Origin of the sequence: Domibacillus enclensis (assembly GCF_900156125.1) — a bacterium.
GTDB lineage: Bacteria > Bacillota > Bacilli > Bacillales > Domibacillaceae > Domibacillus > Domibacillus enclensis.
Map to the genome: position 1 here is coordinate 364259 of NZ_FTLX01000003.1, position 24480 is coordinate 388738.

Here is a 24480-nt window from a genome sequence, read left to right on the forward strand (position 1 = left end):
GCTTCCACGTAAAGGTATGATAAGACACAAGTTCATAAAATTTGTGGCCGAGAATCAGAGACTCACATTGAGACCCGTTACAGGGATCAGTGTGAGTTTTTTTATGTTCTTCATCAAACAATCCGGGCGCCCAAGGATGCAAACAACCAAAGGAGTGGATGAATGATGACCCCATTTATGGGAGAATTGATTGGAACCGCTATGCTCATTATTTTCGGTGCAGGTGTATGTGCCAACGTAAATTTAAAAGGATCTTTTGCGAACGGAAGCGGATGGATTGTCATTTCATTCGGATGGGGGCTGGCTGTCGCTATGGCTGTGTATGCGGTCGGTGGTGTAAGCGGTGCTCATTTAAACCCGGCCGTCACCATTGGCCTTGCGATCACCGGCTCTTTTCCGTGGGCAGATGTTATAGTGTATATAACCGCTCAGCTGATTGGGGCGATGATTGGAGCAGCGGTTGTATTTCTTCATTTTCTGCCGCACTGGGCAGTAACAGACGATCCCGGTACGAAGCTAGGCGTGTTTGCCACCTCGCCAGCTGTGAACAATCCTTATGCAAATATCATCAGTGAACTCGTTGGCACCTTTATGCTGGTTCTTGGCTTGCTGGCGATTGGTGCCAACAGCTTTACAGATGGATTGAATCCGCTTATTGTCGGCTTTTTAATTATCGCGATTGGATTGTCGCTCGGCGGCACAACAGGTTATGCGATTAATCCGGCTCGGGATCTCGGACCGCGTCTCGCTCATTTTCTGCTGCCGATTCCGGGCAAGGGCCATTCAAACTGGAAGTATGCTTGGATTCCTGTAGTGGGACCGGTGCTCGGCTCTGTTCTTGCTGCATTTTTCTATAAAGGCTTTTTCTTAAATGAAGGAGCCAGTGCCTTTTTTATCGCGTTAGCAGCAGCAGCTATTTTTATCATAGCGGTGAAAGGGATCTCAGTCAGAACAGCTGCTTAAACACACAATTATAAACAAAGGGGAGTAGTCAAATGGAAAAGTACATTATGTCAATTGATCAGGGAACAACAAGTTCACGGGCTATTTTATTCAACAAAGCAGGAGAAATCGTTCACTCGGCACAAAAGGAATTCAAGCAGTATTTTCCGAATCCGGGCTGGGTGGAGCACGACGCCAATGAAATCTGGGCATCCGTTTTATCATGCATGGCAACCGTGCTGAGTGAAGTGGATATTCATGCGAACCAGGTAGAAGCGATCGGCATTACAAACCAGCGTGAAACAGCGGTTGTATGGGACAAAGAAACCGGCCGTCCGATTTACCACGCCATCGTGTGGCAGTCACGCCAGACGGCTGACATTTGTGCGGATATTAAAGCGAACGGTCATGAGCAAACATTCCGTGATAAAACCGGACTTCTCGTTGACCCGTATTTTTCCGGTACAAAAGTCAGATGGCTGCTTGAAAACGTGGACGGTGCCCGCGAGCGCGCTGAAAAGGGTGAGCTGCTATTCGGCACAATCGACACATGGCTCATCTGGAAAATGACAGGCGGAAAAGCGCACGTGACAGATTATTCCAACGCTGCCCGCACGCTTATGTTTAACATTCACGAATTAACATGGGATCAAGAGCTGTTAGATATTTTAACTGTGCCAAAGGAAATGCTTCCGGAGGTGCGTCCGTCGTCAGAGGTTTACGGCACAACAGCTCCGTTTCACTTTTTCGGTCAGGAAATTCCAGTGGCCGGTGCAGCAGGCGATCAGCAGGCCGCTTTGTTTGGACAGGCCTGCTTTGAAAAGGGCATGGCGAAAAATACGTACGGCACCGGCTGCTTTATGCTGATGAATACCGGCGAGAAAGCAGTGAAATCCGAGCACGGCTTACTCACGACAATCGCCTGGGGAATCGATGGCAAGGTAGAATACGCGCTCGAAGGCAGTATTTTCGTTTCTGGCTCTGCCATTCAGTGGCTCCGCGACGGCATGCGCATGCTGAAAAACGCATCGGATAGTGAGCAATATGCAGAGCGTGTTGAATCAACAGATGGCGTATATGTCGTTCCGGCCTTTGTTGGACTTGGTACTCCTTACTGGGAAAGCGATGTACGCGGCGCTGTGTTTGGCTTAACACGAGGGACGGATAAGGAGCACTTTATTCGCGCAGTGCTGGAATCACTGGCGTATCAAACAAAGGATGTCCTAGAAGCGATGGAAGCAGACTCTGGCATTTCGCTGAAAACACTTCGCGTCGACGGAGGAGCCGTCATGAATTCCTTCCTCATGCAGTTCCAGAGCGATATTCTGGATGTGCCGGTTGAACGCACACAAATTAACGAAACAACAGCGCTCGGTTCGGCCTATCTAGCGGGTCTAGCTGTCGGCTTCTGGGATGACCGTTCCGAAATCGCGAAAAACTGGAAGGTTGCCCGCACGTTCGAGCCTGCGATGGAGGAAGAAACACGCGAGCAGCTGTACAGCGGATGGAAAAAAGCAGTGAAAGCGGCTATTGCGTTTCAATAACACGAATGGTACAATGGATATAAGTTAATACATTGTCCGGAGAAACGGGAGAGACCTGAAAGCAAGACAGCCAACACTGTTTTGTTCTTTCAGGTCTCTTTTTGTGTATCCCGGGGTATAAAAAAGAAGATAGCAAAAGGGGATGACAGAAGATGACATTTACAAATAATAATCGAACAAACATGATCAAATCTTTGAAGCAGGAACAATATGATGTGCTCGTGATCGGCGGCGGCATTACCGGTGCCGGCATTGCGCTCGACGCCTCCATGCGCGGATTAAAAACGGCATTAATCGATATGCAGGACTTTGCGGCAGGCACGTCCAGCCGGTCAACGAAGCTTGTTCATGGCGGTCTTCGCTATTTAAAGCAATTTGAAGTGAAAATGGTCGCAGAGGTCGGGAAAGAGCGGGCGATTGTCTATGAAAACGGACCGCACGTGACGACACCGGAATGGATGCTCCTTCCGTTTCACGAAGGCGGAACATTCGGACCGCTTTCCACGTCGTTTGGCCTTCGCGTGTATGACTTTTTAGCAGGCGTTAAGCGTTCAGAACGCCGGAAAATGTTTTCAGCAGAACAGACGCTTCAAAAAGAGCCGTTAATTAAAAAAGACGGCTTAAAAGGCGGCGGCTATTACGTGGAGTACCGCACAGATGATGCGCGTCTCACGCTTGAAGTCATGAAAAAAGCCGTGGAAAAAGGAGCGCTTTGCTTGAACTACGTAAAAGCGGATGGCTTTACGTATGACAATGGAAAAGTAACCGGCATTCAGGCGGTGGACCAGCTGACAAAAGAGTCGATGACAATTTCCGCCACAAAAGTGATTAATGCCTCCGGACCGTGGGTGGATGAAGTCCGCAAAAAAGACGGCAGTGAAAACGGCAAGCACCTTCGTTTAACGAAAGGGGTTCACATTGTCATTGATCAGTCGGTTTTCCCGCTGCATCAAGCGGTTTATTTTGATACACCGGACAAGCGGATGGTATTTGCGATTCCGCGTGAAGGCAAGGCATACGTCGGCACAACCGATACGTTCTACAACTCCGACCCGATTCGCCCGGACGTAACGGCTGAAGACAAAGCGTATTTGCTAGAAGCCATTCGATTCATGTTCCCTGAGGTCAACGTAGGAGAAGGGGATATCGAATCGTCCTGGTCGGGTGTGCGTCCGCTTATTTATGAGGACGGCAAAGACCCGTCAGAAATTTCCCGCAAGGATGAGATTTGGGAAGCGGAATCAGGCTTGCTGACGATCGCGGGAGGAAAGTTAACCGGCTACCGGAAAATGGCGGAAACGATTGTTGATTTAGTGACGAAGCGATTAAAGGAAGAAAAAGGCATTATGTACAGTGCTTCTGAAACAAAGCATTTGCCGATTTCCGGTGGAGATGTCGGCGGCTCAGCGAACTTCAAATCGTTTGTGAAGGCGAAAACAGCTGTCGGCGTGTCAAAAGGCTTTACCGAAGAAGAAGCAGCCAAAATTGTGCACATGTACGGATCAAATGCGGAAAAGGTGTTTGCTTACAAAAAGGAAAGTCCTCTTCCAGCCGTGTTAAACGCGCAGCTGCTGTACGCAATCGAAGAAGAAATGGCGTACACGCCGGCTGACTTTTTCATCCGCCGCACAGGTGCTCTTTTGTTTGACATTGAAACGGTGCTGACGTACAAGCAGCCGGTCATCGATCAGCTGGCAGAGCATTTTAACTGGTCAGCAGAGGAAAAGGTCGCTCATACAGCTGAGCTGGAAGCGGAAATCGCAGCCTGTTCGTAACGAAGGGTATCCGTTATAATAAGGGTACTTATCCAAAAAGGCTGTGAATCAATGTGAAGAAAGACAAAGTGGCGGTCGTCATTGGCCCGACTGCCTCCGGAAAAACGGACTTAAGCATTTACCTGGCAAAAAAGCTGAACGGAGAAGTGATCAGCGGTGATTCGATGCAAATTTACCGCGGACTGTCCATCGGCACCGCCAAAGCAACAAAGGAAGAAATGGCCGGAGTGCCGCATCATTTAATCGATATTAAAAACCCGGATGAATCGTTTTCAGCGGCTGAATTTCAGCTGCTGGCACGCGAGAAAATAGCGGACATTAACGCACGTGGAAAGCTGCCGATCATTTGCGGCGGAACCGGTCTTTATATTCAATCGGTGCTGTATGATTACGAGTTTGGGGATGATGCGGCGGATGCCTCTGTCCGCAAGCAAATAGAAGAAGAAGCAGAGCGGCTCGGCCCGGAGGCAATCCATGATCAGTTAAAAGCGGTCGATCCTGAAACCGCGGCTGCTTTTCATCCGAACAATGTGCGGCGGACGATTCGGGCGCTTGAAATATACCGCTTGACTGGTGAGCCTGCGTCAAAGCGGAAACGGCTGGATGCACCGGATGAGAAATATGATGCAGCCATCGTCGGCATTACGCTCGACCGGCCGGTGTTGTATGAACGGATCAACCGCCGGGTGGATGCAATGATCGAGTCAGGGCTGCTGGACGAAGCAAAGTGGCTGTACAGCATGAAGCTTGACCTTGCACCTGCTGTCCAGGCGATCGGCTACAAAGAGCTGTTTCCGTACTTGCGCGGCGAGCAGACGCTCCAGGAAGCAGCCGATCTGCTAAAGCAAAACTCCCGCCGTTACGCCAAGCGTCAGCTTACCTGGTTCCGCAATAAAATGGAGCTTGACTGGTTCGATCTGACAATTGAAGACGAGCGGAACGAAAAAAAACAACAAATTTGCTCGCTGCTGGCAGGAAAGCTGAATCTGAGGTAGAATTAGTAATAATGGATTCAGCTAGAAAGAGGAGGAAAACGCATGAAACAGCCGATTAACATTCAAGATCAATTTTTGAACCAGCTGCGCAAAGAAAACACAATGGTTACTGTTTTTTTACTGAACGGTTTTCAGCTGCGCGGTCTCATTAAAGGATTTGATAATTTCACCGTTCTTGTGGAAACGGACGGCAAGCAGCAGCTTGTGTTCAAACATGCCATCTCTACCTTTGCTCCTCAGCGCAGCGTCAGCTTAAACTTTGACGAACAAGAATAAGTTGCAGTGAAGATCCGCGTGAAGCGGGTCTTTTTTTCATGGGTGCGCATATGTATTGTATAAAGGAGGGGCGTCGCATGAAGCAAACAAATAAAGAAGGCCGTATTCATGTCGTCCTGAACCCGAAAGAAAAGCCGGCACAGGCAGTGGACTGGCCGGATCATCCAGAACACGGTCTTCTCCGCTCAATCGAACAGGAAATGGAATCCCTCATCGGCCTGACTGGCTTAAAAGTACTTGTGCGGGAGCTTTATGCCTCTGCTTATATAAATAAAAAACGGATGGAAGCAGGCCTTGAGACAAAAGGGCAGATGCTGCACATGCTGTTTACTGGAAACCCGGGAACAGGAAAAACGACAGCGGCAAGGCTGATTGCTTCCATGTTTAAAAAACTGGGCCTGTTGGAAAAAGGGCAGTTTATCGAAGCAGAGCGTGCCGATCTAGTCGGTGAATACATCGGCCATACCGCCCAGAAAACGCGTGATCTCGTGAAAAAAGCACTCGGCGGTGTTCTTTTTATCGACGAGGCCTATTCGCTGGCGCGAGGCGGGGAAAAGGATTTCGGGAAAGAAGCCATTGATACGCTTGTGAAGCAAATGGAAGACCATCAAAATGGATTCATTTTAATTTTAGCGGGCTATCCGCGCGAAATGGCGCATTTTTTGTCGATGAACCCCGGCCTGCAATCACGGTTTCCGTTGATCCATCATTTCCCGGACTATACAACAGAGGAGCTGCTGCAGATTGCCGACGTGATTGCAGGTGAAAAAAAGTACGAAATTGATACAGTCGGACGGCCGCTGCTTCGTTCCATTATTGAGCAGGAAAAGCGGATCAGCGGGCTTCGATTTGCCAACGGGCGCAACATCCGGACGTTAATTGAAAAAGCAGCGCGGCGGCAGGCTCTCCGCTTAATGGCGCAATCCGTGCACTCAAAGAAAGAATTGAAAATGCTGAAGGGTGAGGATTTTCAATTGTCACCATAAAGACACATATGGTAAAATGTCGAAAAGGATGATGAAGATGAAAAAAAAGCCTGTTAAGGAAAGAATCATTGAAACCGCTTTAATCATGTTTGAAAAGCACGGCTACCATGGCGTAACGGTCGACCAAATTGTGGATGAGTGCGGAACGTCCAAAGGCGGATTTTACCACAATTTCCGCTCAAAGGATGAACTGCTTTATCATATACATGATGTGTTTATTTCCTATTTGCTCAATAAAGCAAAAGAAACGTATGATAAAGAAACCGATCCCGTTTCCAGAATGTGCGGCATTATCACGTCATTCACCCGGATCTTTGATTTGTATAAGCCCCATATTACGGTGTTCTATCAGGAAAGCACGTATTTAAAGGGCGACTTTGAAAAGCAAATTAACGACAAGCGTGAAGAATACCGGCAGCTGCTTTTGCAAATCATTCGGGAAGGCCAGGACAACGGCGATTTTCGTCCGGAGGTGCCAGCGCAAATTTCAACCATGGCGATTATGGGCATGATCAACTGGATGTACAAATGGTTTAAAACAGAAGGGGAGCTGTCGATTGAAGACATTGCCCGCATCTTCAACGACATGATGATCCATTCTCTTTTAACGGAAGAAGCGATGAAAGCCGGAAAAGGAGAACGGTTTATATTAAAAACAGAAGCCGTCCAATGAGGATGGCTTCTGTTTTTAAAATTTTACAGTTCTCTTAGGCAAATGCCAGCCATATTTGTACGATAAAATACGGAGCACGGCAATAAACATAAATAATATAATGAGCTGAGCAGGCGTTTCAGCTCCGCCAAGAGCGATAATTAAGCCGGCAAGAGCCGCCCATACGCCGTACACTTCGTCTCGCAGCAAAGCCGGCTTCCGCTGGGCAAGCACGTCACGAACCAGTCCGCCTCCGCTCCCCGTTAAAACGGCCGCCACGACCACCGCGCTGAGCGGATGATTCATCCCCGCCGCATACAGAGCCCCTTGAACCGCAAACGCAGCCAGGCCAATCGCATCAAAAAAGTTTCCCCACACCGGCCAGTGGCGAAGCAGATTTTGCGGGAATAAAATGACCGCTGTAATCGAAAGCGCCGCAATCGTAAAAAACTCGCCCTGCTCCCATAAAGCCGAAACCGGTACGCCAATAAGCAAATTCCGGATCGCCCCGCCGCCAAATGCGGTAATCATGCCTAATATATAAATGCCGAATACATCGTACTCTTCTTCCATCGCCACAATCGCCCCAGAAATCGCAAAGGCAATGGTTCCGATGACGGTAAAGATGTCCCACGTAATGTCCATCACGAACCTTCTTTCATCCGAAATGTTTAATGTTCGGCTATTATTATAAACCATTGCCTGCCTAACGGCTACTTTTTCTTTTAAGAAAACCGGTCTTTTGCTATGATAAGAACGAGTGATAAGGAAAGTAGGAACAAATTTATGACAAGCATGTTTGACTTATTAAAAAACGGCCCGATGATTCGGGAAAAAGCGGACCTGGCCGAAGCGAAAATCGCCGAAGTCCACCAAGAAATCGATGGAATGGCTGAGTACAACCAGTTTCGTGTGCTGCAAAGCTTTCAGAAAAACCAGGTCAGCGATTTTCATTTCACCCCGTCAACCGGCTATGGATACGATGATGCCGGCAGGGAAACGCTAGAAAGCGTATACGCCGATGTGCTGGGCGGTGAGCGTGCCCTCGTTCGTTCGCAAATCATTTCCGGCACACATGCGATTACCATCTCATTGTTCGGCATTTTGCGTCCGGGTGACGAGCTTTTGTACATTACAGGAAAGCCGTATGATACATTAGATGAAATTATCGGCATAAGTGGACCATCAAATGGGTCGCTGCGTGAATTTAACATTTCCTATAAGCATGTAGACTTAACCGACCAGGGAAAACCAGATTTTGACCAGATTCGCCAAAGCATCAATGAAAAAACGAAAATGGTGGCGATTCAGCGTTCAAAAGGATACGCCGTCCGTCCGTCGTTTACAATAGAAGAAATTCGGGAAATGATTACGGTCGTGAAGGAAATAAAGCCGGATGCGGTTGTGTTCGTGGATAACTGCTACGGTGAATTTGTTGAGCGGGAAGAGCCGCTTCACGCCGGTGCGGATTTAATCGCCGGATCATTAATTAAAAACCCGGGCGGCGGCATCGCCAAAACAGGCGGCTACATCGCAGGGAAAAAGGAATTTGTTGAAAGCTGTTCGTACCGTATGACGTCACCTGGCATTGGCGCTGAAGCGGGGGCGAGTCTTTACAGCCTGCAGGAAATGTACCAGGGCTTGTTTTTGGCCCCTCATGTTGTGGCGCAAAGTGTAAAAGGCGCGGTGTTTACCGCGGCGATGCTGGAGCAGTTCGGCATGAAAACAACGCCTGCCTGGAATGCGCCGCGTACGGATTTAATTCAAGCTGTTCAGTTTGATGACCGCGAGAAAATGGTCGCTTTTTGTCAGGCTATTCAATTTGCATCGCCGGTCAACTCACACGTGACGCCGCAGCCTGCTTATATGCCAGGCTATGAGGACGATGTCATTATGGCCGCTGGAACATTTATTCAAGGGGCAAGCATCGAATTAACAGCAGATGGCCCGCTTCGCCCGCCATACGCAGCATACGTACAAGGCGGACTCACGTATGCACATGTGAAGATAGCGATTGCCAGTGCGCTGGATTATTTAATCGAATCCAAAAAAATCTGACAACCTTTTAAACTATAAATAAATTTGTGTGATAAAAGGTTACACCGTGTTGACAAATGAAATAACATGATTTATAGTAAATGTATCAGATGATGAAAGAGGAGGGGAAAACATGAGCAGCCAAATACGCCGGACGATGCCGCTTTTTCCAATGGGAACAGTGATGAAACTAACCGATTTATCCGCGAGGCAAATTCGCTATTATGAGCAGCATCATTTAATTACCCCGGATCGTTCTGATGGAAACCGGCGTCTCTATTCATTGAACGACATTGACCGTCTGCTTGAAGTGAAAGACCTTCTTGACCAGGGCATCAATATGGCCGGGATTAAAAAAATCCTGCTGAAGGATGATTCGCAGGAACTTGAATTAGAAACAAAAGATAGTGGCGTAAAATCGAAAAAAGAGTTCACCGATGAAGAGCTTCGCAAGCTTCTCCGCAAAGAGTTAATCAATGCGGGACGCTTCAACCGCGCTTCGGGAATGGACCGGCGGTTTTTTCACTAATCTTTTGCATACAAGGTTTACATATTTGAGGAGGAATGGATAACAAATGGGTAAGTACACACGTGAAGACATTCAGCGATTAGCAAAAGAACAAGACGTAAAATACATTCGTCTACAGTTCACAGACATTCTTGGCACAATCAAAAACGTAGAGATCCCCGTGAGCCAGCTTGATAAAGCGCTCGACAACAAAATGATGTTCGATGGCTCTTCAATCGAAGGTTTCGTCCGCATTGAAGAATCAGACATGAACTTGTACCCGGATCTTGACACTTGGGTTGTTTTCCCTTGGACTGCTGAAAAAGGGAAAGTGGCACGTCTTATCTGCGATATCTACACTCCTGAAGGCGATCCGTTCCCAGGCGACCCGCGTGCAAACTTGAAACGCGTGCTTGGCGAAATGAAAGAGCTAGGCTTCACAGATTTCAATCTTGGACCTGAGCCGGAATTCTTCTTGTTCAAGCTAGATGAAAAAGGCGAGCCGACACTTGAGCTAAACGATAACGGCGGATACTTCGACCTTGCGCCAACAGACCTTGGCGAAAACTGCCGTCGCGATATCGTTCTTGAGCTTGAAGAAATGGGCTTTGAAATCGAAGCATCTCACCATGAAGTAGCGCCAGGACAACACGAAATCGACTTTAAATATGCAGATGCGATCACAGCTTGTGACAACATCCAAACATTTAAGCTTGTTGTTAAAACAATTGCACGCAAGCACGGCTTGCACGCGACATTCATGCCAAAACCATTGTTCGGCGTAAACGGCTCTGGTATGCACATGAACTTGTCTCTATTCAAAGACGGCAAAAACTCGTTCTTTGATGAAAGCGGCGAATTGAAACTAAGCGAAACAGCGTACCAGTTTATTGCCGGTACAGTGAAAAACGCAGAAGCGTTCACAGCGATCTGTAACCCAACAGTAAACTCATACAAGCGCCTAGTTCCTGGCTACGAAGCACCTTGCTACGTTGCATGGTCTGGCCAAAACCGCAGCCCGCTAATCCGTATCCCGGCTTCACGCGGCATGAGCACACGTGTAGAAGTTCGTTCCGTTGACCCGGCTGCGAACCCATACCTTGCAATGGCTGTACTTCTAGCTGCAGGTCTTGACGGAATCAAGAACGAAATGGCTCCGCCAGCACCAGTAGACCGCAACATCTATGCAATGGACAAAGACGAGCGCGAAGCAGAAGGCGTACGCGATCTTCCATCCAACCTGTCACTTGCACTTGACGTCTTGAAGAAAAACGAGACAATCAAAAACGCACTTGGCGAGCACATTCTTGAGCACTTCATTGAGGCGAAAGAAATCGAATGGGATATGTTCCGCACACAAGTTCACCCTTGGGAGCGCGAGCAATACATGTCAATGTACTAAGAAACTCAACCCCTTGAGCCGTATGGCTTCAAGGGGTTTTTTCTTTTACCACGAAAACAGTGCTCGTGGTAACCTTTTTTAATAGTTACCACATTTTAACCACGGAATTTTTACGATTCCTCTAATTGCTGCATATAGCTATCAAATCGATCCAATGATCTTGACTCCATCTTCTTTGAAACGTGGGCATATACGTCGGCAGTAATCTGCATAGAGCCATGACCAAGTCGTTCTTGAACCATCTTCATATCTGCGCCGGCTTCTAGTAGCATAACTGCATGAGTATGGTGACTCGAATGTATAGGAAGTTTTGGTCCAAACCTCTTTTTTAGGCAGCTATTGAATGCATTGAATAATGTGGACTTCGGAATTGGGTTCCATCACCACGGCACAACACTAAATCTAATTCATGGGCATACATGGGCATACAGCTCATCCTATTACAACCGTTGATTATGAGGTGGTCTTCAAGTGGCATGATCGATTAAACCCTAAGCAACAAAATAAGGGGGTAAAACCTTTATGCATCGTAGGAGAATTATTAGGTACAGTCTATTCGTTCTGGTAGTTGTAACCATCAATACTTCATGAACAATTATTGCTTAGATTTTTTTAACAGTTTTCGCTAAAAATCGTCTGACGGTGCTTAATGAAGCCCGGCACATAAAAGTAAAAGGCAAAATAGTTTGGTTGCCACTCCCTTTAGAACTTTGAATTGAGGAGAAGGAATATTGATTATCCTAGATGAGCTACTTTATGATGATCAGTTCTTCTGGGTGTTTCTTGACAGCGAGGACAAAACATATTTTTCCTTCTGAACATCCCTTTTTATGACCTTTTTATATTTACATTCGCCAAAGATATGTTAAGCAAGACGAAAAGCAGACAAGTCAGAATGCTAAAATAATTTATATCCTGAAGCGACAGTAGTTTGTTTTCTGCTACATTTAATATTCCTCCTGGTGAAAGCTGAAAAAAGATATGGTTAAATCCTTTTATTATGATAAAGAATATAGATAATAAAATCGTTGTGATCGCTATAATGATTGGACTTTTAAAGAAGGTGCTTATTAGTATAGTCAGGCTTACAATATATAAAATCCAAAGACTGTATAAAACTAAGAAGAACAGAAAACTAGTAAAAGAGAAAGAATCGAATAAAAGGTTAGTATAAAAATAAGAAATTAATGCTCCGATTGATATACTAAACATACTAATGAGCCAGTGGCTTGTCAGCTTGGATAGGAGGTAGGATCGTACGGAAACAGGTCGAGTCAAAATAAAATCCTGTATGCCATTATTTCGATCGGCAGCGATTAACCCCATAAAACTAATGACTAGAATGACAAGGCCTATTTGACTAAATTGTCCGGATACGGTTGATAAAAGCACTTCAGCAGATGATGGGGTTGTTCTGTTTGGGTCTATTGTTATTCCATCAGCGCCACCAGCATGTTCAAGTATGACATCCATATATTTGTGGATTAAAGGCTGTGTAACTCCTAGAATCACAAAAAATATAGTGAGCCAGATAAATTTAAAATCCTTAAGAGCTTCTAATAATTCTGCCTGCATTAACGTTTGAAGGTTTTTCATGTATCCGATACCATCTCTAGAAAAATCTCTTCTATCTCTTTTTTATAAAATCGAATAGAGACAATATCTACACCTTTTTGTGAAAAGTCAGCAACAACCTCTGTTAGATCCAGTTTTTTAGTTCCTGTTAAGAGAAAAGTGTTTTTTGAAATGCGTTCCATTTCTTTTATTTCTGAATTTGTTAACGGTTCCTTTATACTTTCTGCGTTCTCAATTTCAACAATGATTCTTTTTCTATCTGATTCGTTATTTTCATTGTCAATATCACCCACTATTGTTCCTTTCCGTATAATAATGTATCGATCACAAAATGTGGCGGCATCGTCTAAAATATGAGTTGATAGGAGGATGGTCGCTCTTTTTTTTAATCGGGCAATCAACTTTTTCACTTCGTTTCGGCCAATGGGATCTAGCGCAGAAACAGGTTCATCTAAAATGAGCAATAGCGGTTGATGCAAAATTGCCTGGGCAATTCCAAGTCTTTGTTTCATCCCACCTGATAACTGCTCAACCTTATCATTTTTTCTGTCCTTGAGACCAACCTCTTCCAAAACCTTTGTCGTATTTTCCTTCAAAAATGTACGATCTAATCCAGATAATTTACCAAAGAAAAGAAGCGATTCTTCACAGGTCATCCATGGCTTAAAGTCTGTGTATTGTGATAAATAGCCAATATGCCTTTTGTGCTGAATGATCGCTTTGGAATTGAACATAATTTCTCCTTCTTCAGGATGAAGGATTCCTGTCATGCATTTGATCAGCGTCGTTTTGCCCGCCCCGTTCGGTCCTAATAAGCCGACACATTCACCTTTTGAAATTGAAAAAAGAAACATTATTTAATATTTTTCTTTTCTTTATGGTCTTATGAAGCTCCGTGACTGTGATCATTTTTAATAATCCTCCTTCCAATAACTAAATACAAGATGGGTCCGAATGATTGCACGAGAATAATAACGATTAACCAAATAAAAGGTGCGACGATCAAGCTTCTTCTCTTAAACCAATCGAACAAGGCAACGCCTACCAGCAAGACATTAAAAATAATGACGGGCAGGACAAAAGGCAGAATTTCAGCCCAATTCATTTCTAGTAGTGCCGTAATGTCTGTATTCATCGTTATATCTCCTTTCATGATATATTATCATTATCGATAATGATAATTGAAAAGTCAACTAAATAATAAAATTTTGGTAAAGTAGAGGAAAGAATATATAATAGCTAACTAAGAAGAAAGAAAAAGGGGATAAACGAAATGGAGTTTGATTTATTTAAAAATCAAGTCAGGTTTAAAATAGCCTTAGAGTTAATAGATCATGATGAAGGGTTATCGATCATGCAGCTGAATAAATTACTGAAGGACGTATCACAAGCAACGTTATACAGGCATGTAAATTCAATGGTTGAGGATGACTTACTAAAAATTGTTGGAATGAATCGTATTGGAAAAGTCGAAGAGAAACTGTATGCGTTGAATACTCAAGGGTACAAAATCAGTGAAGAAGAGTGGTATTCTGCATCATATAGCGAAAAAATAAAATTTGTCACCTACTTTTTCATGTATATTTTACAAAATTATAAAAACTATCATGAAAGCAGTACCGCGGATCACTTCCAAGACCAATCGACATTCTCTTTAGTAAAAATGAATTTAACAAATGATTCATTTAACGATTTCCAATCAGAGCTGCGTACGCTTTTAGAAAAATACTACAATGAAGAAGACTCAGAAGAAGGTAAAGATCGCACGATTTCATTGATCATTATTCCATGAGTATCTTTCAAGAGTTAAACGTCACCAGGGAAATTTCTCGTGTTTAATTCGAGCTTGGTTATCGTGTCGTTTTAAATTGAAAACCTTCCATGTAACGGAAGACTCCATAAAAAACCGCTATCCTTAATTAAAGGGTAGCGGCTTTTTAAATTGATTTTCGCCTTGTTATCACACTTTTTATTTAAGTTTCGTTAACTGATGTTGACTATTCAGTTGAACTGTATTATATTGTTATTAAGTTCAACTATATAGTCAAACTGAATAGAGGCTGAGAGTATGAAACATAAGTTATTGCCATTGTCTGAAACGATGCATTATATTTTATTAGCTCTGCGTGAGCCACTTCACGGCTATGCGGTTATGCAGAAAATCGAAGAAATAAGCAACGGGACTGTCATTTTAGCGGCAGGTACGTTATATGGTGCCATTGAAAATTTGAATAAGCACGGCTGGATTGAGCCTGTTGGAGAGTCAGGCCGGAGAAAAGTGTATATGGTAACGGCGGAAGGAAAAACCATTTTGAAAAAGGAACAAAGCAGGTTATTGCATATTTTATCCCTTTATGAAGGAAGTGAATCGAATGAAGAAATGTAAGCTGTTTTTTGATATCGAAAAAGAGGAGCAATGGCTGAACGAACAATTGCAAAAAGGCTATCGCTGTACCCATATTAGCGGATTAGGCATTTATACGTTCGAAAAAACCGATAAGAGAAATGTCATGCGGCTGGATTATCAAGACTATTTATCGAAGAAAAAACGCGATAATTACAAAGTGTTATATGAAGACTTCGGCTGGAACCATATAAAAGGCTCCTGGCCTGGTGGAATTCACTATTGGCAAAAAGAAGATGGGGAACAAAATGACATTTTTTCAGATCGCCAATCGAGAAATAATTATTATAAAAGATTGATGGGGTATTCATCCGGTTTATCGATCGTGTTGTTGCTTTTCTCTTATATGCTTTTCAAAGATTCAGGTGTGTATGCAACGGAAGGTCTTTGGAGCATGGAAGGTGTTCTGTTTTGGAAAGCCTTTTTGTTTGAAACACCCTTTGCTCTTTTGAAGCTCATCCCCGTATGTATGGCTGTTTTCTATGGTGTCAGTTACTACAAAGCCTATCAAAAGTATTCAATGTTAAAAGAAAAATAACGTTGATCACTACTGTTTTGGTAAGTAGCTTTAAATGGATTCAGTACTGTTTTTGTCCTGTTGCTTCGACTACAATGTATAGAGAATCATTTACATAAACGTTTAGAAACGGAGGATTTTGAATGGGGAACAAACAAGTAGTCGTTGTAACGGGTGCAACAAGAGGAATTGGCCGGAACACAGCTTTGTTTTTTGCAGAAAAGGGATATGCAGTAGTCGGAACGGGACGAGATTTCGAAAAATTAAAAGAAGTACAGACTCAACTTGAAACGTTTTCGCCCGAGCATTCCATGATATCCATGGATGTGACCCACCCAACAGAAATCCAACAAGCAGTAGAAAATATCATTAAAAAATATGGACGTATTGATGTCTGGATTAATAATGCCGGGGCATTTAAAGCAATAGGCCCCACGTGGGAAGTGAAACAGGAAGACTGGGTAAACGATGTAACGACTAACTTATTCGGACCATTTCACTGTATTCAAGCGGTAGTGCCAGTAATGTTAAAGCAGGGATTTGGAAGCGTTATCAATATTGTTGGCGGAGGAACCGTTGGGGCATTTAAATATGGGAATGGATATGGAACGTCTAAAACAGGCGTTGCGCGATTAACAGAAAATTTATCTGAAGAATTAAAGGAAACGTCAATAAAGGTGTTTGCATTAGATCCGGGCTTAAATGATACAGACATGACTCGATACCAAAGAGACAGTGGAGATGGTCAACGGTATTTGGGCGGCATAGAGGTTTATTTGAGCAAAATATTGACGTTCAGCCACACCAGGCGCCGCAGCTTGCGTATCACATGGCAACAGGTGAGTTAGATGAATATGCAGGAAGCGTCGTATCCGTATATGAAGAGATAGAGCAGTTGAAAAGGATAGCTAAAGATGCAAGTGATCCGGACTTGTATAAACTCCGACTTAAGAAATGAGCAGCCCATCAAATGAAATAACTGCTAGCGTTTGAAAGTGTAGCAGAATAATTACAGTGAAGAAAAGCCGTATCAGCTATGTCCTGATGCGTCCTTTAAAGGGTTTCTTGTTAGACATAAGAAAGCTGCGAGCTGACCCAAAGTTTTTTTTGCTTGCGTCAGCTTTCCTTTTCGATTCATTAGAGCACGATCCTATATCATTTTTCCAGATAAAAAAGGTTGCAGATTCTCACAGCATGATATAAACTAATTATAGACATTAGCAGTCTGTAATGGTGTTGATTGTGAGGTGGACAGATGAAGTATTCAAAGGCAACCAATTATGCACTCCACACGATGGTGCACTTGACGCTGGAGCCTAAGGGGCAGGCGGTAAGCATGGAGCAGCTGGCGTCTATGCAGGATTTGTCTCCGACGTACTTGTCGAAGATTATGACGAAGCTTGTGAAGGCAGGTCTAATTGAATCCGTGCCTGGGGCAAAAGGCGGCTACAGTCTTTCGCGTCGCAAGCGGGATATTTCGTTTCTGGACGTGATTGAAGCAGTGGAGGGCCAGTCTGTGCTGTTCAACTGTGCGTTTGACCATGAAGAAAGTGAATGCTTAATTGAACGGGTGATGATGGAAGCAGAAGGCAGCATGAAAAAAGAGCTGGCGAACCGGACGATTCAAAGTATTGCGGAGCAAATTGAAAAAAGCCGGTAACGTGAAATAAAAAACAAAAAATTTTACGTTAATTAAAGATATTAAAGGTCTTTAATAAACGTTATGGAGAAGGAGTGTTTTACATGCTGGATTGTATTATTATTGGCGGAGGACCCGCTGGACTCAATGCTGCACTGGTTATGGGGCGTGCTGGGCGTGAAACCATTTTGTTCGATGAGGATCAGCCCCGTAACCGGGTGACACAGGAATCGCACGGATTTATCACGCAGGATGGGGTAAAGCCGTCTGAGTTCAAGAAACGAGGAAGAGCGGATGTCTTAAAGTATCCGTCTGTTTCTATTAAAGAGGAGCGGGTGGAAAACATAGAACGAGCGGATGAGCTATTCACCGTTCTCACAAAGAGCGGAGCGGAGTACGTAACGAAAAAGGTGATTCTTGCGACCGGTCTTCAGGATGTATTGCCGAATATAGAGGGCCTTCCGCTTGTGTATGGAACGAGCGTCTTCAGCTGCCCGTTTTGCGACGGCTGGGAAATGCGGGATCAGGCGCTGGCCGTGATCGCGGAAAATGAACGAGCTTTTCATATGGGAAAACTGCTGTCCAACTGGAGCTCCGATGTCATTGTGTTTACAAATGGCCACCAGGTACTGAGTGAAACCGAGAAAGAGGTGCTGAACCGGCAGCACGTGACAGTGGTAGAGAAAAAGATTGAGCAACTACACTCGAAAGAAGGACAGCTGCAATCGATTCGGCTGGAAACCGGCGAGGAGATAAAAAGAACGGCGGGAATTGTTATGACCGACTTACTCCAGTCCGCTCCTTTTGCAAAACAGCTTGGCTGTGAGATGACCTTAAATGGTGGGGTGAAGATAGATTCACTTGGGCGAACGACCGTGAAAGGAATATATGCGTGCGGAGATACCTCACTCAGCGCACCTTCTCAGCTTGTAATAGCGGCAGGAGAAGGCAGCAAAGCAGCTGCGGGAGTCATTGCCGATTTGGTTGAAGAGGCTTTCGTTTTGACTGAATCATGATTTGGTATTCCTGTTTTCATCTGCTTCCTCTATTGGGGACATCTGGTGCCAGCACAGTTTCTAATAGGGAAGAGATGAATCATTTTCTTTTTGCTGTAAGGAGGATAAAATAGAGAAGCCGAACGTGCGACGTTTTTTTCGCAATGTTCGGCTTTTGTTCTGTCCCCCCCCTTTTTATCCCGTTGTCTCTTTCTTCTCAATAGGTGGGGAAGTCTTGCCTTTTGCCAGGATTAAAAACCTCTATAAAATCAAGCGCTTACATTTCTGCAGATTTAAATTGCAACAATCCATACTAAACTTTAGGAACGCAACGAAATATAATGAAATTGTGAAAGGGGTTACGTCCTATGAAAGAACGCGCACAGCGAGTACTCACACGATTTTTCAAAGTAAATACTTTCATGACGTTTGAAGATTTAAGCAAGGAGTTTGCGACCAGTGAGCGAACGATGAGAAACGAGCTTACCCTGATTAATGAATTCCTGGCGGAGAATAATTACCCAACCATTATGACTGTCAGAGGAAAAGGAATGAAACTCGAGCTATCTGATAAGGACCGTGAAAAGCTTCTTTCAAAAGTAAGTCTTGAAAGAGAAACGGATTATTATCGGCCGGACGAGCGCTTTCTCGCTCTTTTACTGGAGATTATGGATATGTCCAAAACAACGGTTCTTTATGAAATGGAGGAAACGCTCAGAGTATCGAAAAGTACGCTGGATGATGACATGAGAAAGCTGCGGTCCTTCCTGAAAGAATACGGCCTCTCCATAGTAAGCCTTCCGAAACAGGGAATTGTTCTCAGGGGCTATGAACGATCTATACGATCCATGCTGTACAAAGTGATTACCAGCATGACAGATCTTGATTCCATGTTGGGCTTGAAGGATGAAAACAACATTAAAACTTTTTCTGAACAGCTGGTAATGAGTTATTTGGACAAAAACGTTCTTGAAGAAATCGGGGTGCATTATGACCGGATTCTGAAAAAAGAAGGTGAAGCAATCAATCCAGTGTACAGAAACCAGATTGTCTTATTTCTTGGCATTTGGATCCGCAGGCTGCAGGATGGAAACACCTTGAGTGAGCTCGCTAAAGTGAGGAGCGACATGAGAGAAAATGCTGTCAGACAGTTTGTTGATGCCATCTGCTTGGCGTTTAATCTGTATCCATCTGTACACGAGATAAAGTACATCACATTTACCATTGAGTCCTTTAATCCGAAAGATATGAATAATTCGTTTGACTGGGTGACAGCTCAGCTTCTGGCAATCCAACTGATTGAACACGTGGAGAAGGAGACAGGCATCCCGTTTTCGCAAAAGGAAGATGATTTGTATGAAGGGTTGTATCGGCATATAACAGGTCTTTTAAGCAGAACGCATAACGATTTGCAAGCGTTTAATCCACTAAAGGATACAATCAAAGAATCATATGGTGACATTTATCAGGCGGTCAGCTGTTTTAAAAGCCAAATCGAGTATTACACGAAAAAGCCTCTGCCAGAAGATGAAATCGGCTTTTTATCCGTTTATTTTTCTACTTCAGCCAGCCGGATGAAGCAGGATGAACAGTTTGTGTATCAAGCAGTCGTTCTCTGCCATCACGGTATTTCAACCGGAAAGCTGCTTGCCGCTAACATTAAGGAGCAGTTTAACGTAGAAATCGTGGCTGTCTTAAGCTCTTATGAAATCGGCTTCATTGACAAGCTCGACGTGGATTTGGTATTTACAACGATTGCGATTGACTATTTAAAAAAGCCGGTGCTGCTTTTGAATCCCATCTTGAGAGAAAGTGACAAAAAAGAAATCAACGCCTTTTTGCTTGAGAATCAAGAGAAAAGAAGAACCATATCAAAAAAACTGGATGCGACTAGATTGATGCAAGATATTCTGGCGCTGATCGCTGAAAGCGGCGGCTCCGTAACAAAGGACATCTATCAAAGCGTGGAATCGGTTTTTAAAGACCAACATTTAAAAATTAACACAAGGGAGATTCAGCCAATGCTTCAGGATATCTTGAAGGATTCTCATATTCTTCTCAAGCAGGAATGCAACGACTGGAAAGAAGCGATAGCGAAATCAGCTGATGTACTTTTAGCTGGACAAATCATCGAAGAGCGCTATGTGGATGCCATGATTAAATCGGTTGAAGAGTACGGCCCGTATATCGTTGTTGGAAAGCACCTGGCCCTGGCGCATGCGAGACCAGAAGACGGAGTTAACCAGCTTGGGATCAGTGTCATGACATTAAAGGAGCCGGTCGTATTTGGAAACCCGGATAATGACCCGGTGAAGATCGTTTTTTGCCTGGCAGCCGTTGATTCTTATTCTCATCTTAACATCATGAAAAATTTGATTGAACTGATCAACGATCCGGAAAAACTGGATAAGCTGACAGATGCTAAGGATAAAGACAGCTTCAACAAAATTTTATACGGAAGTACAGCGATTAAGTAAGCGTTATCTTTATTTTTGTAAATAAGTGCCCCACTTAAATTAATAATGACGAGGAGAGAGTAAAATGAAAAAATTAAAAATTTTATTTGTATGCGGAGCAGGACTAGGAAGCAGCTTTGCCTGCCAGATGGCGGCTGAGGATGTGCTAAGCAAGCTGGGTGTGGAAGCGAAGCTGGACCACAGCGACATTTCCTCTGCTGCTTCGGAAAAGCCGGATGTGATCATCACAGCGCAAAATTTTAAATCACAGTTTGAAAAGTTCGCCATCGATCCGGCCCAAACAACGATTGTGTATTTACGAAACATTGTCTCAAAACCAGAAATTGAAGAAAAAATCACACCAGTGTTGAAAGAAAAAGGAGTTTTAGCTTAATTCACCTATTAGACAGGGCAGGGGAGGAAGGGAATAAATGGGCATTGTAAACTTTATCATAGACAATATTCTGACACAGGCGTCGGTGACAATTGCTTTAATTGCCATGCTGGGACTGATTTTGCAGAAAAAATCATTTGGACAAGTGCTTTCAGGCTCATTAAAAACAATGCTTGGGTTCATGGTTCTGTCCGCCGGGTCCAGCATTATCGTCGGCAGTCTAACCTATTTTGGCGAAATTTTTACAGAAGGGTTTCAAATGCAGGGGATCGTTCCATCCATCGAGGCTATCAATGGACAGGCGATGAATGAACTTGGTTTGGGGCGTGATATCGCGCTAACCTCCCTGGCAATTTTTGTATTTAACATTTTGATCGCACGATTTACAAAGTGGAAATACATTTTCCTAACTGGCCAGGCGATTCTTTGGATGGCCACAATGACGACCGTTTTTGGTTATGTTGCCGGTCTGCGCGGCCTCGCGCTGATTTTAACCGGCGGTTTTATCGGCGGCGTGTTCGCTGTGGCGATGCCGGCTATTGCACAGCCATTTGTCCGCAAGATTACCGGATCAGATGATATTGCATTGGGTCATTTCTGCACCATTGGTTACGTGTTTGAAGCGGGTGTTGCCAAAGTATTCGGTGAAAAGGGAGAAAACAAAAAATCAGTTGAAGATCTGGAGCTTCCTGCACAGTTTGAGTTTTTACAGGATACGTACTTGTCTCTGATGGTCGTGATGACTCCACTTTACATCATTACAGCGGCATTTGCTGGAGAAGGATTTGCTTCTACTTTATCAGGAGACACTCACTATCTGATGTTTGCTTTCCTGCAGTCGATCCAGTTTGTCGTAGGGGTTTATGTGCTGCTATCAGGGGTGCGCTTATTGCTCGGAGAAATTGTACCTGCATTCCGGGGTATTGCGATGAGATTAGTTCCGAATGCAAAGCCTACACTTGATTGTCCGGTCTTGTTTCCATACAGCCCTAATGCAGTGATTGTCGGATTTATTACGACAACAATCGGCTGTGTCATTGCGATGTTTGTTCTGCCGGTCTTTGGCCTGGCGATGATCCTTCCAGGTATGCTGACCGCCTTTTTCGCAGGTGGAACAGCCGGCATTTTCGGCAATGTTGTTGGAGGTCTGCGCGGTGCAGTGGTTGGTGGTGTAGCCCATGGATTCTTTATTACGCTGCTGCCCGCTTTATTGGTCACGGTGTTTAATTCAATGGGATTTGTCAACGCAACAGCTACTGATGTCGACACTGTTGCGGCAGCCCTGCTGTATGCATGGTTGATTGGTCCGCTTTTAAAAGCATTTTAAGCTGAGAACAGGAGGCAGAAGCAATGTTTGGATTTGGAAAGAAAAAAGAGAAAAAACCAAAGCCGGAAGTAAAGGAAGAATCAGTTGTTTTAACGGCAGAGCGTAAAGAAAAACTAACGCAGACGATCTCGCAGAAAAGGGCATCGCTGGAGCAGTCTGCTGGTGATGAACAAGCAAAAATCCATGAGGAGATAGGCCTGGCTCTCTTTGAGCTTGGAGAGGATGACCAGGCAATCGATTCATTTGAAAAAAGCATTGAACTAAAAAAGTCCGTCGGTGACGGGTACAAAACATTGCTTAAATTATACAACAGAAAACGAGCAGAGGCTGCAAAAGCAAAGGATGAAAAGGCGCTTCAGGTTTATTTGAACAAGATGGACCACATGATGCAAGTATCTAAAGATGTCACGCGTGGTGTGCGGTAAGAAAAGACTTTTAAAAAAAGGGAGATATGGATATGTATACGACATTAAAAGCGGTAACGAGCAAAGCGGAAGAGCTGAACTATACAGTGGGAGCGTTTAACGCGCACAATTTAGAAATGCTTCCGGATATGATCCGTGCGGCGAAAGAGCAAGGATCTCCTATCATTATTCAAACGAGTATCGACACAGCTAAGTATATTGGTCACGAAAATTTCGTTGCGGTATGCCAGTCCATGGCTACAAAGGAAATGGTCGATGTGGTTCTTCACCTGGATCATGCCCGTAATTTTGATGACATTAAAGAAGCGATTGATAAAGGCTACACATCGGTTATGTACGACGGCTCCCACCTGCCACTTAAAGAAAACATTATGAAAACACGGGCGGTTGTCGAATACGCCCATGCTCATGGTGTTTCAGTGGAAGGAGAGCTCGGAACAATTGGCGGTACAGAGGAAGGCATTCACGTGGATGAAAACGATAAAGTATTCACAGATCCAAAAGATGCCGTCGAGTTTGTGAAAGCAACGGGCGTTGATGCGCTTGCCATAGCGATCGGCACCAATCACGGGCAGTATAAATCCAAAACCAATGTCAATATCCCTTTATTAAAAGAAATTGATGCCGCAGTGGATACGCCGCTGGTCATCCATGGTGGAACAGGTGTAAATGAACAGGATATTCATGAGTTGATCAATAACGGTATTCGAAAGTTTAACGTCGGTACAGAACTCCTTGTTGCGTGGACCAAAACGGCGAAAGAAACGTTCGAGGAAACGAAAGAAACCAAATCGCTCCGTCATAATATCATTCCATGCAACCAGGCAGTAAAAGAAGTGGTGAAGCATAAAATCAGCATTTTTATGAACAAAGAAGACCGAATATTCATGAGCAGAGAAAAGCAGGCAGTGGGGGTGAAATAACAAACGCAGGCTATAAGGTAAATGGATGGTGAGTATATGGGGAAAGTCTTAATTTTGCTGGCCGGATACCCGGGAACAGGGAAGACGTATTTGAGCGGACTGATCAATGAAAAACTGGGACCTTTCGATGTCATCTCGCCGGATGAGCTAAAAGAACATTATTTTGATGTGTTCGGCTACCGAAACGCAGAAGAAAAGCAGACGGTGGAAACAAAAGCGTGGGAGAAGTATTACGAGCAGATGGAGGAGCGCATGAGCGCTGGAACGAGTCTCATTTCGGATTATCCATTCAGCTCAAAACAGCTCCCATACTTGAAAAAGCTCACGGAAACTTATGGGTACAAGGTGCTGACCATCCGGCTAACCGCTGATCTGGATATTTTATTTGAACGCCAGAAGGAGCGGGATCTGGATGAATCCAGGCACTTAAGCCATATCGTAACTTCTTATCAAAAAGGAGATCAGCTGAAAGACAGGCATACCGCTGATCACCTGTTGACCTATGAAGAGTTTGTGAGGCGATGCACTACAAGAGGATATGAAACATTTAAATTGGGCAGGCTTTTTGAAGTAGATGTCACAGACTTTTCAAGGGTGAACTATTTTAATCTGATCGAGGCGATTCGGCTTTGGGCAGAATATATGATGAATGTGAAATAATGAAGCCGTCTAAAGTAACTTGATATAACGAGCTAAATATGTATTAAT

Annotated in this window: 27 protein-coding genes; 22 read left to right on the forward strand and 5 right to left on the reverse strand. The window is 44.3% G+C overall.

Annotation, left to right across the window (positions count from 1 at the left end; all coding sequences use genetic code 11):
* Positions 1 to 165 precede the first annotated feature (165 nt).
* From BW952_RS08550 to BW952_RS08580, 7 genes are all read left to right on the forward strand, one after another.
* On the forward strand, positions 166 to 963 hold the full coding sequence (locus BW952_RS08550; protein ID WP_045850068.1) for an MIP/aquaporin family protein: 798 nt from the start codon (positions 166 to 168) through the stop codon (positions 961 to 963).
* A 32-nt stretch (positions 964 to 995) separates the two neighbouring features.
* A complete protein-coding gene (glpK, locus tag BW952_RS08555) occupies positions 996 to 2486 on the forward strand; it encodes a glycerol kinase GlpK (protein ID WP_045849960.1) in 1491 nt (496 codons plus the stop codon).
* Positions 2487 to 2638: 152 nt separating this feature from the next.
* The gene (locus tag BW952_RS08560; RefSeq protein WP_045849959.1) at positions 2639 to 4261 is read left to right on the forward strand and encodes a glycerol-3-phosphate dehydrogenase/oxidase; all 1623 of its coding nucleotides are present in this window, start codon (positions 2639 to 2641) and stop codon (positions 4259 to 4261) included.
* A gap of 53 nt (positions 4262 to 4314) precedes the next feature.
* On the forward strand, positions 4315 to 5256 hold the full coding sequence (miaA, locus tag BW952_RS08565; protein WP_045849958.1) for a tRNA (adenosine(37)-N6)-dimethylallyltransferase MiaA: 942 nt from the start codon (positions 4315 to 4317) through the stop codon (positions 5254 to 5256).
* A 42-nt stretch (positions 5257 to 5298) separates the two neighbouring features.
* Positions 5299 to 5532, forward strand: a complete 234-nt coding sequence (gene hfq / locus BW952_RS08570; RefSeq protein ID WP_045849957.1) for an RNA chaperone Hfq — start codon at positions 5299 to 5301, stop codon at positions 5530 to 5532.
* Between the two features lie 77 nt (positions 5533 to 5609).
* The gene (locus tag BW952_RS08575) at positions 5610 to 6518 is read left to right on the forward strand and encodes an AAA family ATPase (protein WP_045849956.1); all 909 of its coding nucleotides are present in this window, start codon (positions 5610 to 5612) and stop codon (positions 6516 to 6518) included.
* Positions 6519 to 6555: 37 nt separating this feature from the next.
* Positions 6556 to 7191 carry a TetR/AcrR family transcriptional regulator gene (locus BW952_RS08580; protein WP_045849955.1) on the forward strand — a complete coding sequence of 212 codons (636 nt, stop codon included), beginning with the start codon at positions 6556 to 6558 and terminating at the stop codon, positions 7189 to 7191.
* A 15-nt stretch (positions 7192 to 7206) separates the two neighbouring features.
* Here BW952_RS08580 and BW952_RS08585 read toward each other — a convergent pair whose 3' ends face one another.
* On the reverse strand, positions 7207 to 7809 hold the full coding sequence (locus tag BW952_RS08585; protein ID WP_045850067.1) for a trimeric intracellular cation channel family protein: 603 nt from the start codon (positions 7807 to 7809) through the stop codon (positions 7207 to 7209).
* Between the two features lie 156 nt (positions 7810 to 7965).
* Here BW952_RS08585 and BW952_RS08590 point away from each other — a divergent pair, with 156 nt between their 5' ends.
* From BW952_RS08590 to glnA, 3 genes are all read left to right on the forward strand, one after another.
* Positions 7966 to 9228, forward strand: a complete 1263-nt coding sequence (locus BW952_RS08590; RefSeq protein WP_045850066.1) for a methionine gamma-lyase family protein — start codon at positions 7966 to 7968, stop codon at positions 9226 to 9228.
* A 112-nt stretch (positions 9229 to 9340) separates the two neighbouring features.
* Positions 9341 to 9736 (forward strand): MerR family transcriptional regulator, encoded by a 396-nt coding sequence (locus BW952_RS08595; RefSeq protein ID WP_045849954.1) that lies wholly within the window; start codon positions 9341 to 9343, stop codon positions 9734 to 9736.
* Between the two features lie 46 nt (positions 9737 to 9782).
* Complete coding sequence (glnA, locus tag BW952_RS08600) at positions 9783 to 11117, forward strand: type I glutamate--ammonia ligase (protein WP_045849953.1); 1335 nt, start codon at positions 9783 to 9785, stop codon at positions 11115 to 11117.
* Between the two features lie 110 nt (positions 11118 to 11227).
* Here the strand turns inward: glnA and BW952_RS08605 are convergent, their stop codons facing one another.
* The 4 genes from BW952_RS08605 to BW952_RS08620 all read right to left on the reverse strand — a co-directional run bounded on the left by BW952_RS08605 (position 11228) and on the right by BW952_RS08620 (position 13827).
* Positions 11228 to 11488, reverse strand: a complete 261-nt coding sequence (locus BW952_RS08605; protein WP_231581325.1) for a tyrosine-type recombinase/integrase — start codon at positions 11486 to 11488, stop codon at positions 11228 to 11230.
* Positions 11489 to 11945: 457 nt separating this feature from the next.
* Positions 11946 to 12713 carry an ABC transporter permease gene (locus BW952_RS08610; RefSeq protein ID WP_045849952.1) on the reverse strand — a complete coding sequence of 256 codons (768 nt, stop codon included), beginning with the start codon at positions 12711 to 12713 and terminating at the stop codon, positions 11946 to 11948.
* Complete coding sequence (locus BW952_RS08615) at positions 12710 to 13546, reverse strand: ABC transporter ATP-binding protein (protein ID WP_045849951.1); 837 nt, start codon at positions 13544 to 13546, stop codon at positions 12710 to 12712. The genes BW952_RS08610 and BW952_RS08615 overlap by 4 nt, the downstream gene beginning before the upstream one ends.
* A 29-nt stretch (positions 13547 to 13575) precedes the next feature.
* Positions 13576 to 13827: a PLDc N-terminal domain-containing protein gene (locus tag BW952_RS08620; protein WP_045849950.1), complete on the reverse strand. Its 252-nt coding sequence runs from the start codon at positions 13825 to 13827 to the stop codon at positions 13576 to 13578.
* A gap of 138 nt (positions 13828 to 13965) precedes the next feature.
* On the opposite strand from BW952_RS08620, the gene BW952_RS08625 reads away from it, so the two are divergent.
* From BW952_RS08625 to BW952_RS08680, 12 genes are all read left to right on the forward strand, one after another.
* On the forward strand, positions 13966 to 14484 hold the full coding sequence (locus BW952_RS08625; RefSeq protein WP_045849949.1) for a helix-turn-helix domain-containing protein: 519 nt from the start codon (positions 13966 to 13968) through the stop codon (positions 14482 to 14484).
* Positions 14485 to 14760: 276 nt separating this feature from the next.
* Positions 14761 to 15078: a PadR family transcriptional regulator gene (locus BW952_RS08630; RefSeq protein ID WP_045849948.1), complete on the forward strand. Its 318-nt coding sequence runs from the start codon at positions 14761 to 14763 to the stop codon at positions 15076 to 15078.
* Complete coding sequence (locus tag BW952_RS08635) at positions 15065 to 15634, forward strand: DUF2812 domain-containing protein (protein WP_045849947.1); 570 nt, start codon at positions 15065 to 15067, stop codon at positions 15632 to 15634. Before BW952_RS08630 ends, BW952_RS08635 begins: the two co-directional genes overlap by 14 nt.
* A 122-nt stretch (positions 15635 to 15756) precedes the next feature.
* Complete coding sequence (locus tag BW952_RS08640; protein WP_052698386.1) at positions 15757 to 16461, forward strand: SDR family oxidoreductase; 705 nt, start codon at positions 15757 to 15759, stop codon at positions 16459 to 16461.
* Positions 16462 to 16868: 407 nt separating this feature from the next.
* Positions 16869 to 17273, forward strand: a complete 405-nt coding sequence (locus tag BW952_RS08645; protein ID WP_045849946.1) for an Rrf2 family transcriptional regulator — start codon at positions 16869 to 16871, stop codon at positions 17271 to 17273.
* Positions 17274 to 17356: 83 nt separating this feature from the next.
* A complete protein-coding gene (locus tag BW952_RS08650) occupies positions 17357 to 18268 on the forward strand; it encodes an NAD(P)/FAD-dependent oxidoreductase (RefSeq protein WP_045849945.1) in 912 nt (303 codons plus the stop codon).
* A gap of 347 nt (positions 18269 to 18615) precedes the next feature.
* Positions 18616 to 20724 (forward strand): BglG family transcription antiterminator, encoded by a 2109-nt coding sequence (locus BW952_RS08655; protein WP_045849944.1) that lies wholly within the window; start codon positions 18616 to 18618, stop codon positions 20722 to 20724.
* Positions 20725 to 20788: 64 nt separating this feature from the next.
* On the forward strand, positions 20789 to 21097 hold the full coding sequence (locus BW952_RS08660; protein WP_045849943.1) for a PTS sugar transporter subunit IIB: 309 nt from the start codon (positions 20789 to 20791) through the stop codon (positions 21095 to 21097).
* Positions 21098 to 21134: 37 nt separating this feature from the next.
* Positions 21135 to 22424, forward strand: coding sequence for a PTS sugar transporter subunit IIC (locus tag BW952_RS08665; RefSeq protein ID WP_045849942.1), 1290 nt, complete (start codon positions 21135 to 21137; stop codon positions 22422 to 22424).
* Positions 22425 to 22447: 23 nt separating this feature from the next.
* Positions 22448 to 22849 (forward strand): tetratricopeptide repeat protein, encoded by a 402-nt coding sequence (locus tag BW952_RS08670; RefSeq protein ID WP_045849941.1) that lies wholly within the window; start codon positions 22448 to 22450, stop codon positions 22847 to 22849.
* Between the two features lie 32 nt (positions 22850 to 22881).
* Complete coding sequence (locus BW952_RS08675; protein WP_045849940.1) at positions 22882 to 23772, forward strand: class II fructose-bisphosphate aldolase; 891 nt, start codon at positions 22882 to 22884, stop codon at positions 23770 to 23772.
* A 36-nt stretch (positions 23773 to 23808) separates the two neighbouring features.
* Positions 23809 to 24432, forward strand: a complete 624-nt coding sequence (locus tag BW952_RS08680) for a P-loop nucleotide/nucleoside kinase family protein (protein ID WP_045849939.1) — start codon at positions 23809 to 23811, stop codon at positions 24430 to 24432.
* Positions 24433 to 24480: the final 48 nt, after the last annotated feature.

Excerpts from the sequence above, each read along its gene's own strand:
- BW952_RS08550 (WP_045850068.1), top strand. The coding sequence starts at position 166 with ATGACCCCATTTATGGGAGAATTGATTGGAACCGCTATGCTCATTATT.
- glpK (WP_045849960.1), top strand. The coding sequence starts at position 996 with ATGGAAAAGTACATTATGTCAATTGATCAGGGAACAACAAGTTCACGG.
- BW952_RS08560 (WP_045849959.1), top strand. The coding sequence starts at position 2,639 with ATGACATTTACAAATAATAATCGAACAAACATGATCAAATCTTTGAAG.
- hfq (WP_045849957.1), top strand. The coding sequence starts at position 5,299 with ATGAAACAGCCGATTAACATTCAAGATCAATTTTTGAACCAGCTGCGC.
- BW952_RS08575 (WP_045849956.1), top strand. The coding sequence starts at position 5,610 with ATGAAGCAAACAAATAAAGAAGGCCGTATTCATGTCGTCCTGAACCCG.
- BW952_RS08580 (WP_045849955.1), top strand. The coding sequence starts at position 6,556 with ATGAAAAAAAAGCCTGTTAAGGAAAGAATCATTGAAACCGCTTTAATC.
- BW952_RS08590 (WP_045850066.1), top strand. The coding sequence starts at position 7,966 with ATGTTTGACTTATTAAAAAACGGCCCGATGATTCGGGAAAAAGCGGAC.
- BW952_RS08595 (WP_045849954.1), top strand. The coding sequence starts at position 9,341 with ATGAGCAGCCAAATACGCCGGACGATGCCGCTTTTTCCAATGGGAACA.
- glnA (WP_045849953.1), top strand. The coding sequence starts at position 9,783 with ATGGGTAAGTACACACGTGAAGACATTCAGCGATTAGCAAAAGAACAA.
- BW952_RS08610 (WP_045849952.1), bottom strand. The coding sequence starts at position 12,713 with ATGAAAAACCTTCAAACGTTAATGCAGGCAGAATTATTAGAAGCTCTT.
- BW952_RS08615 (WP_045849951.1), bottom strand. The coding sequence starts at position 13,546 with ATGTTTCTTTTTTCAATTTCAAAAGGTGAATGTGTCGGCTTATTAGGA.
- BW952_RS08620 (WP_045849950.1), bottom strand. The coding sequence starts at position 13,827 with ATGAATACAGACATTACGGCACTACTAGAAATGAATTGGGCTGAAATT.
- BW952_RS08625 (WP_045849949.1), top strand. The coding sequence starts at position 13,966 with ATGGAGTTTGATTTATTTAAAAATCAAGTCAGGTTTAAAATAGCCTTA.
- BW952_RS08630 (WP_045849948.1), top strand. The coding sequence starts at position 14,761 with ATGAAACATAAGTTATTGCCATTGTCTGAAACGATGCATTATATTTTA.
- BW952_RS08635 (WP_045849947.1), top strand. The coding sequence starts at position 15,065 with ATGAAGAAATGTAAGCTGTTTTTTGATATCGAAAAAGAGGAGCAATGG.
- BW952_RS08640 (WP_052698386.1), top strand. The coding sequence starts at position 15,757 with ATGGGGAACAAACAAGTAGTCGTTGTAACGGGTGCAACAAGAGGAATT.
- BW952_RS08645 (WP_045849946.1), top strand. The coding sequence starts at position 16,869 with ATGAAGTATTCAAAGGCAACCAATTATGCACTCCACACGATGGTGCAC.
- BW952_RS08650 (WP_045849945.1), top strand. The coding sequence starts at position 17,357 with ATGCTGGATTGTATTATTATTGGCGGAGGACCCGCTGGACTCAATGCT.
- BW952_RS08655 (WP_045849944.1), top strand. The coding sequence starts at position 18,616 with ATGAAAGAACGCGCACAGCGAGTACTCACACGATTTTTCAAAGTAAAT.
- BW952_RS08660 (WP_045849943.1), top strand. The coding sequence starts at position 20,789 with ATGAAAAAATTAAAAATTTTATTTGTATGCGGAGCAGGACTAGGAAGC.
- BW952_RS08665 (WP_045849942.1), top strand. The coding sequence starts at position 21,135 with ATGGGCATTGTAAACTTTATCATAGACAATATTCTGACACAGGCGTCG.
- BW952_RS08670 (WP_045849941.1), top strand. The coding sequence starts at position 22,448 with ATGTTTGGATTTGGAAAGAAAAAAGAGAAAAAACCAAAGCCGGAAGTA.
- BW952_RS08675 (WP_045849940.1), top strand. The coding sequence starts at position 22,882 with ATGTATACGACATTAAAAGCGGTAACGAGCAAAGCGGAAGAGCTGAAC.
- BW952_RS08680 (WP_045849939.1), top strand. The coding sequence starts at position 23,809 with ATGGGGAAAGTCTTAATTTTGCTGGCCGGATACCCGGGAACAGGGAAG.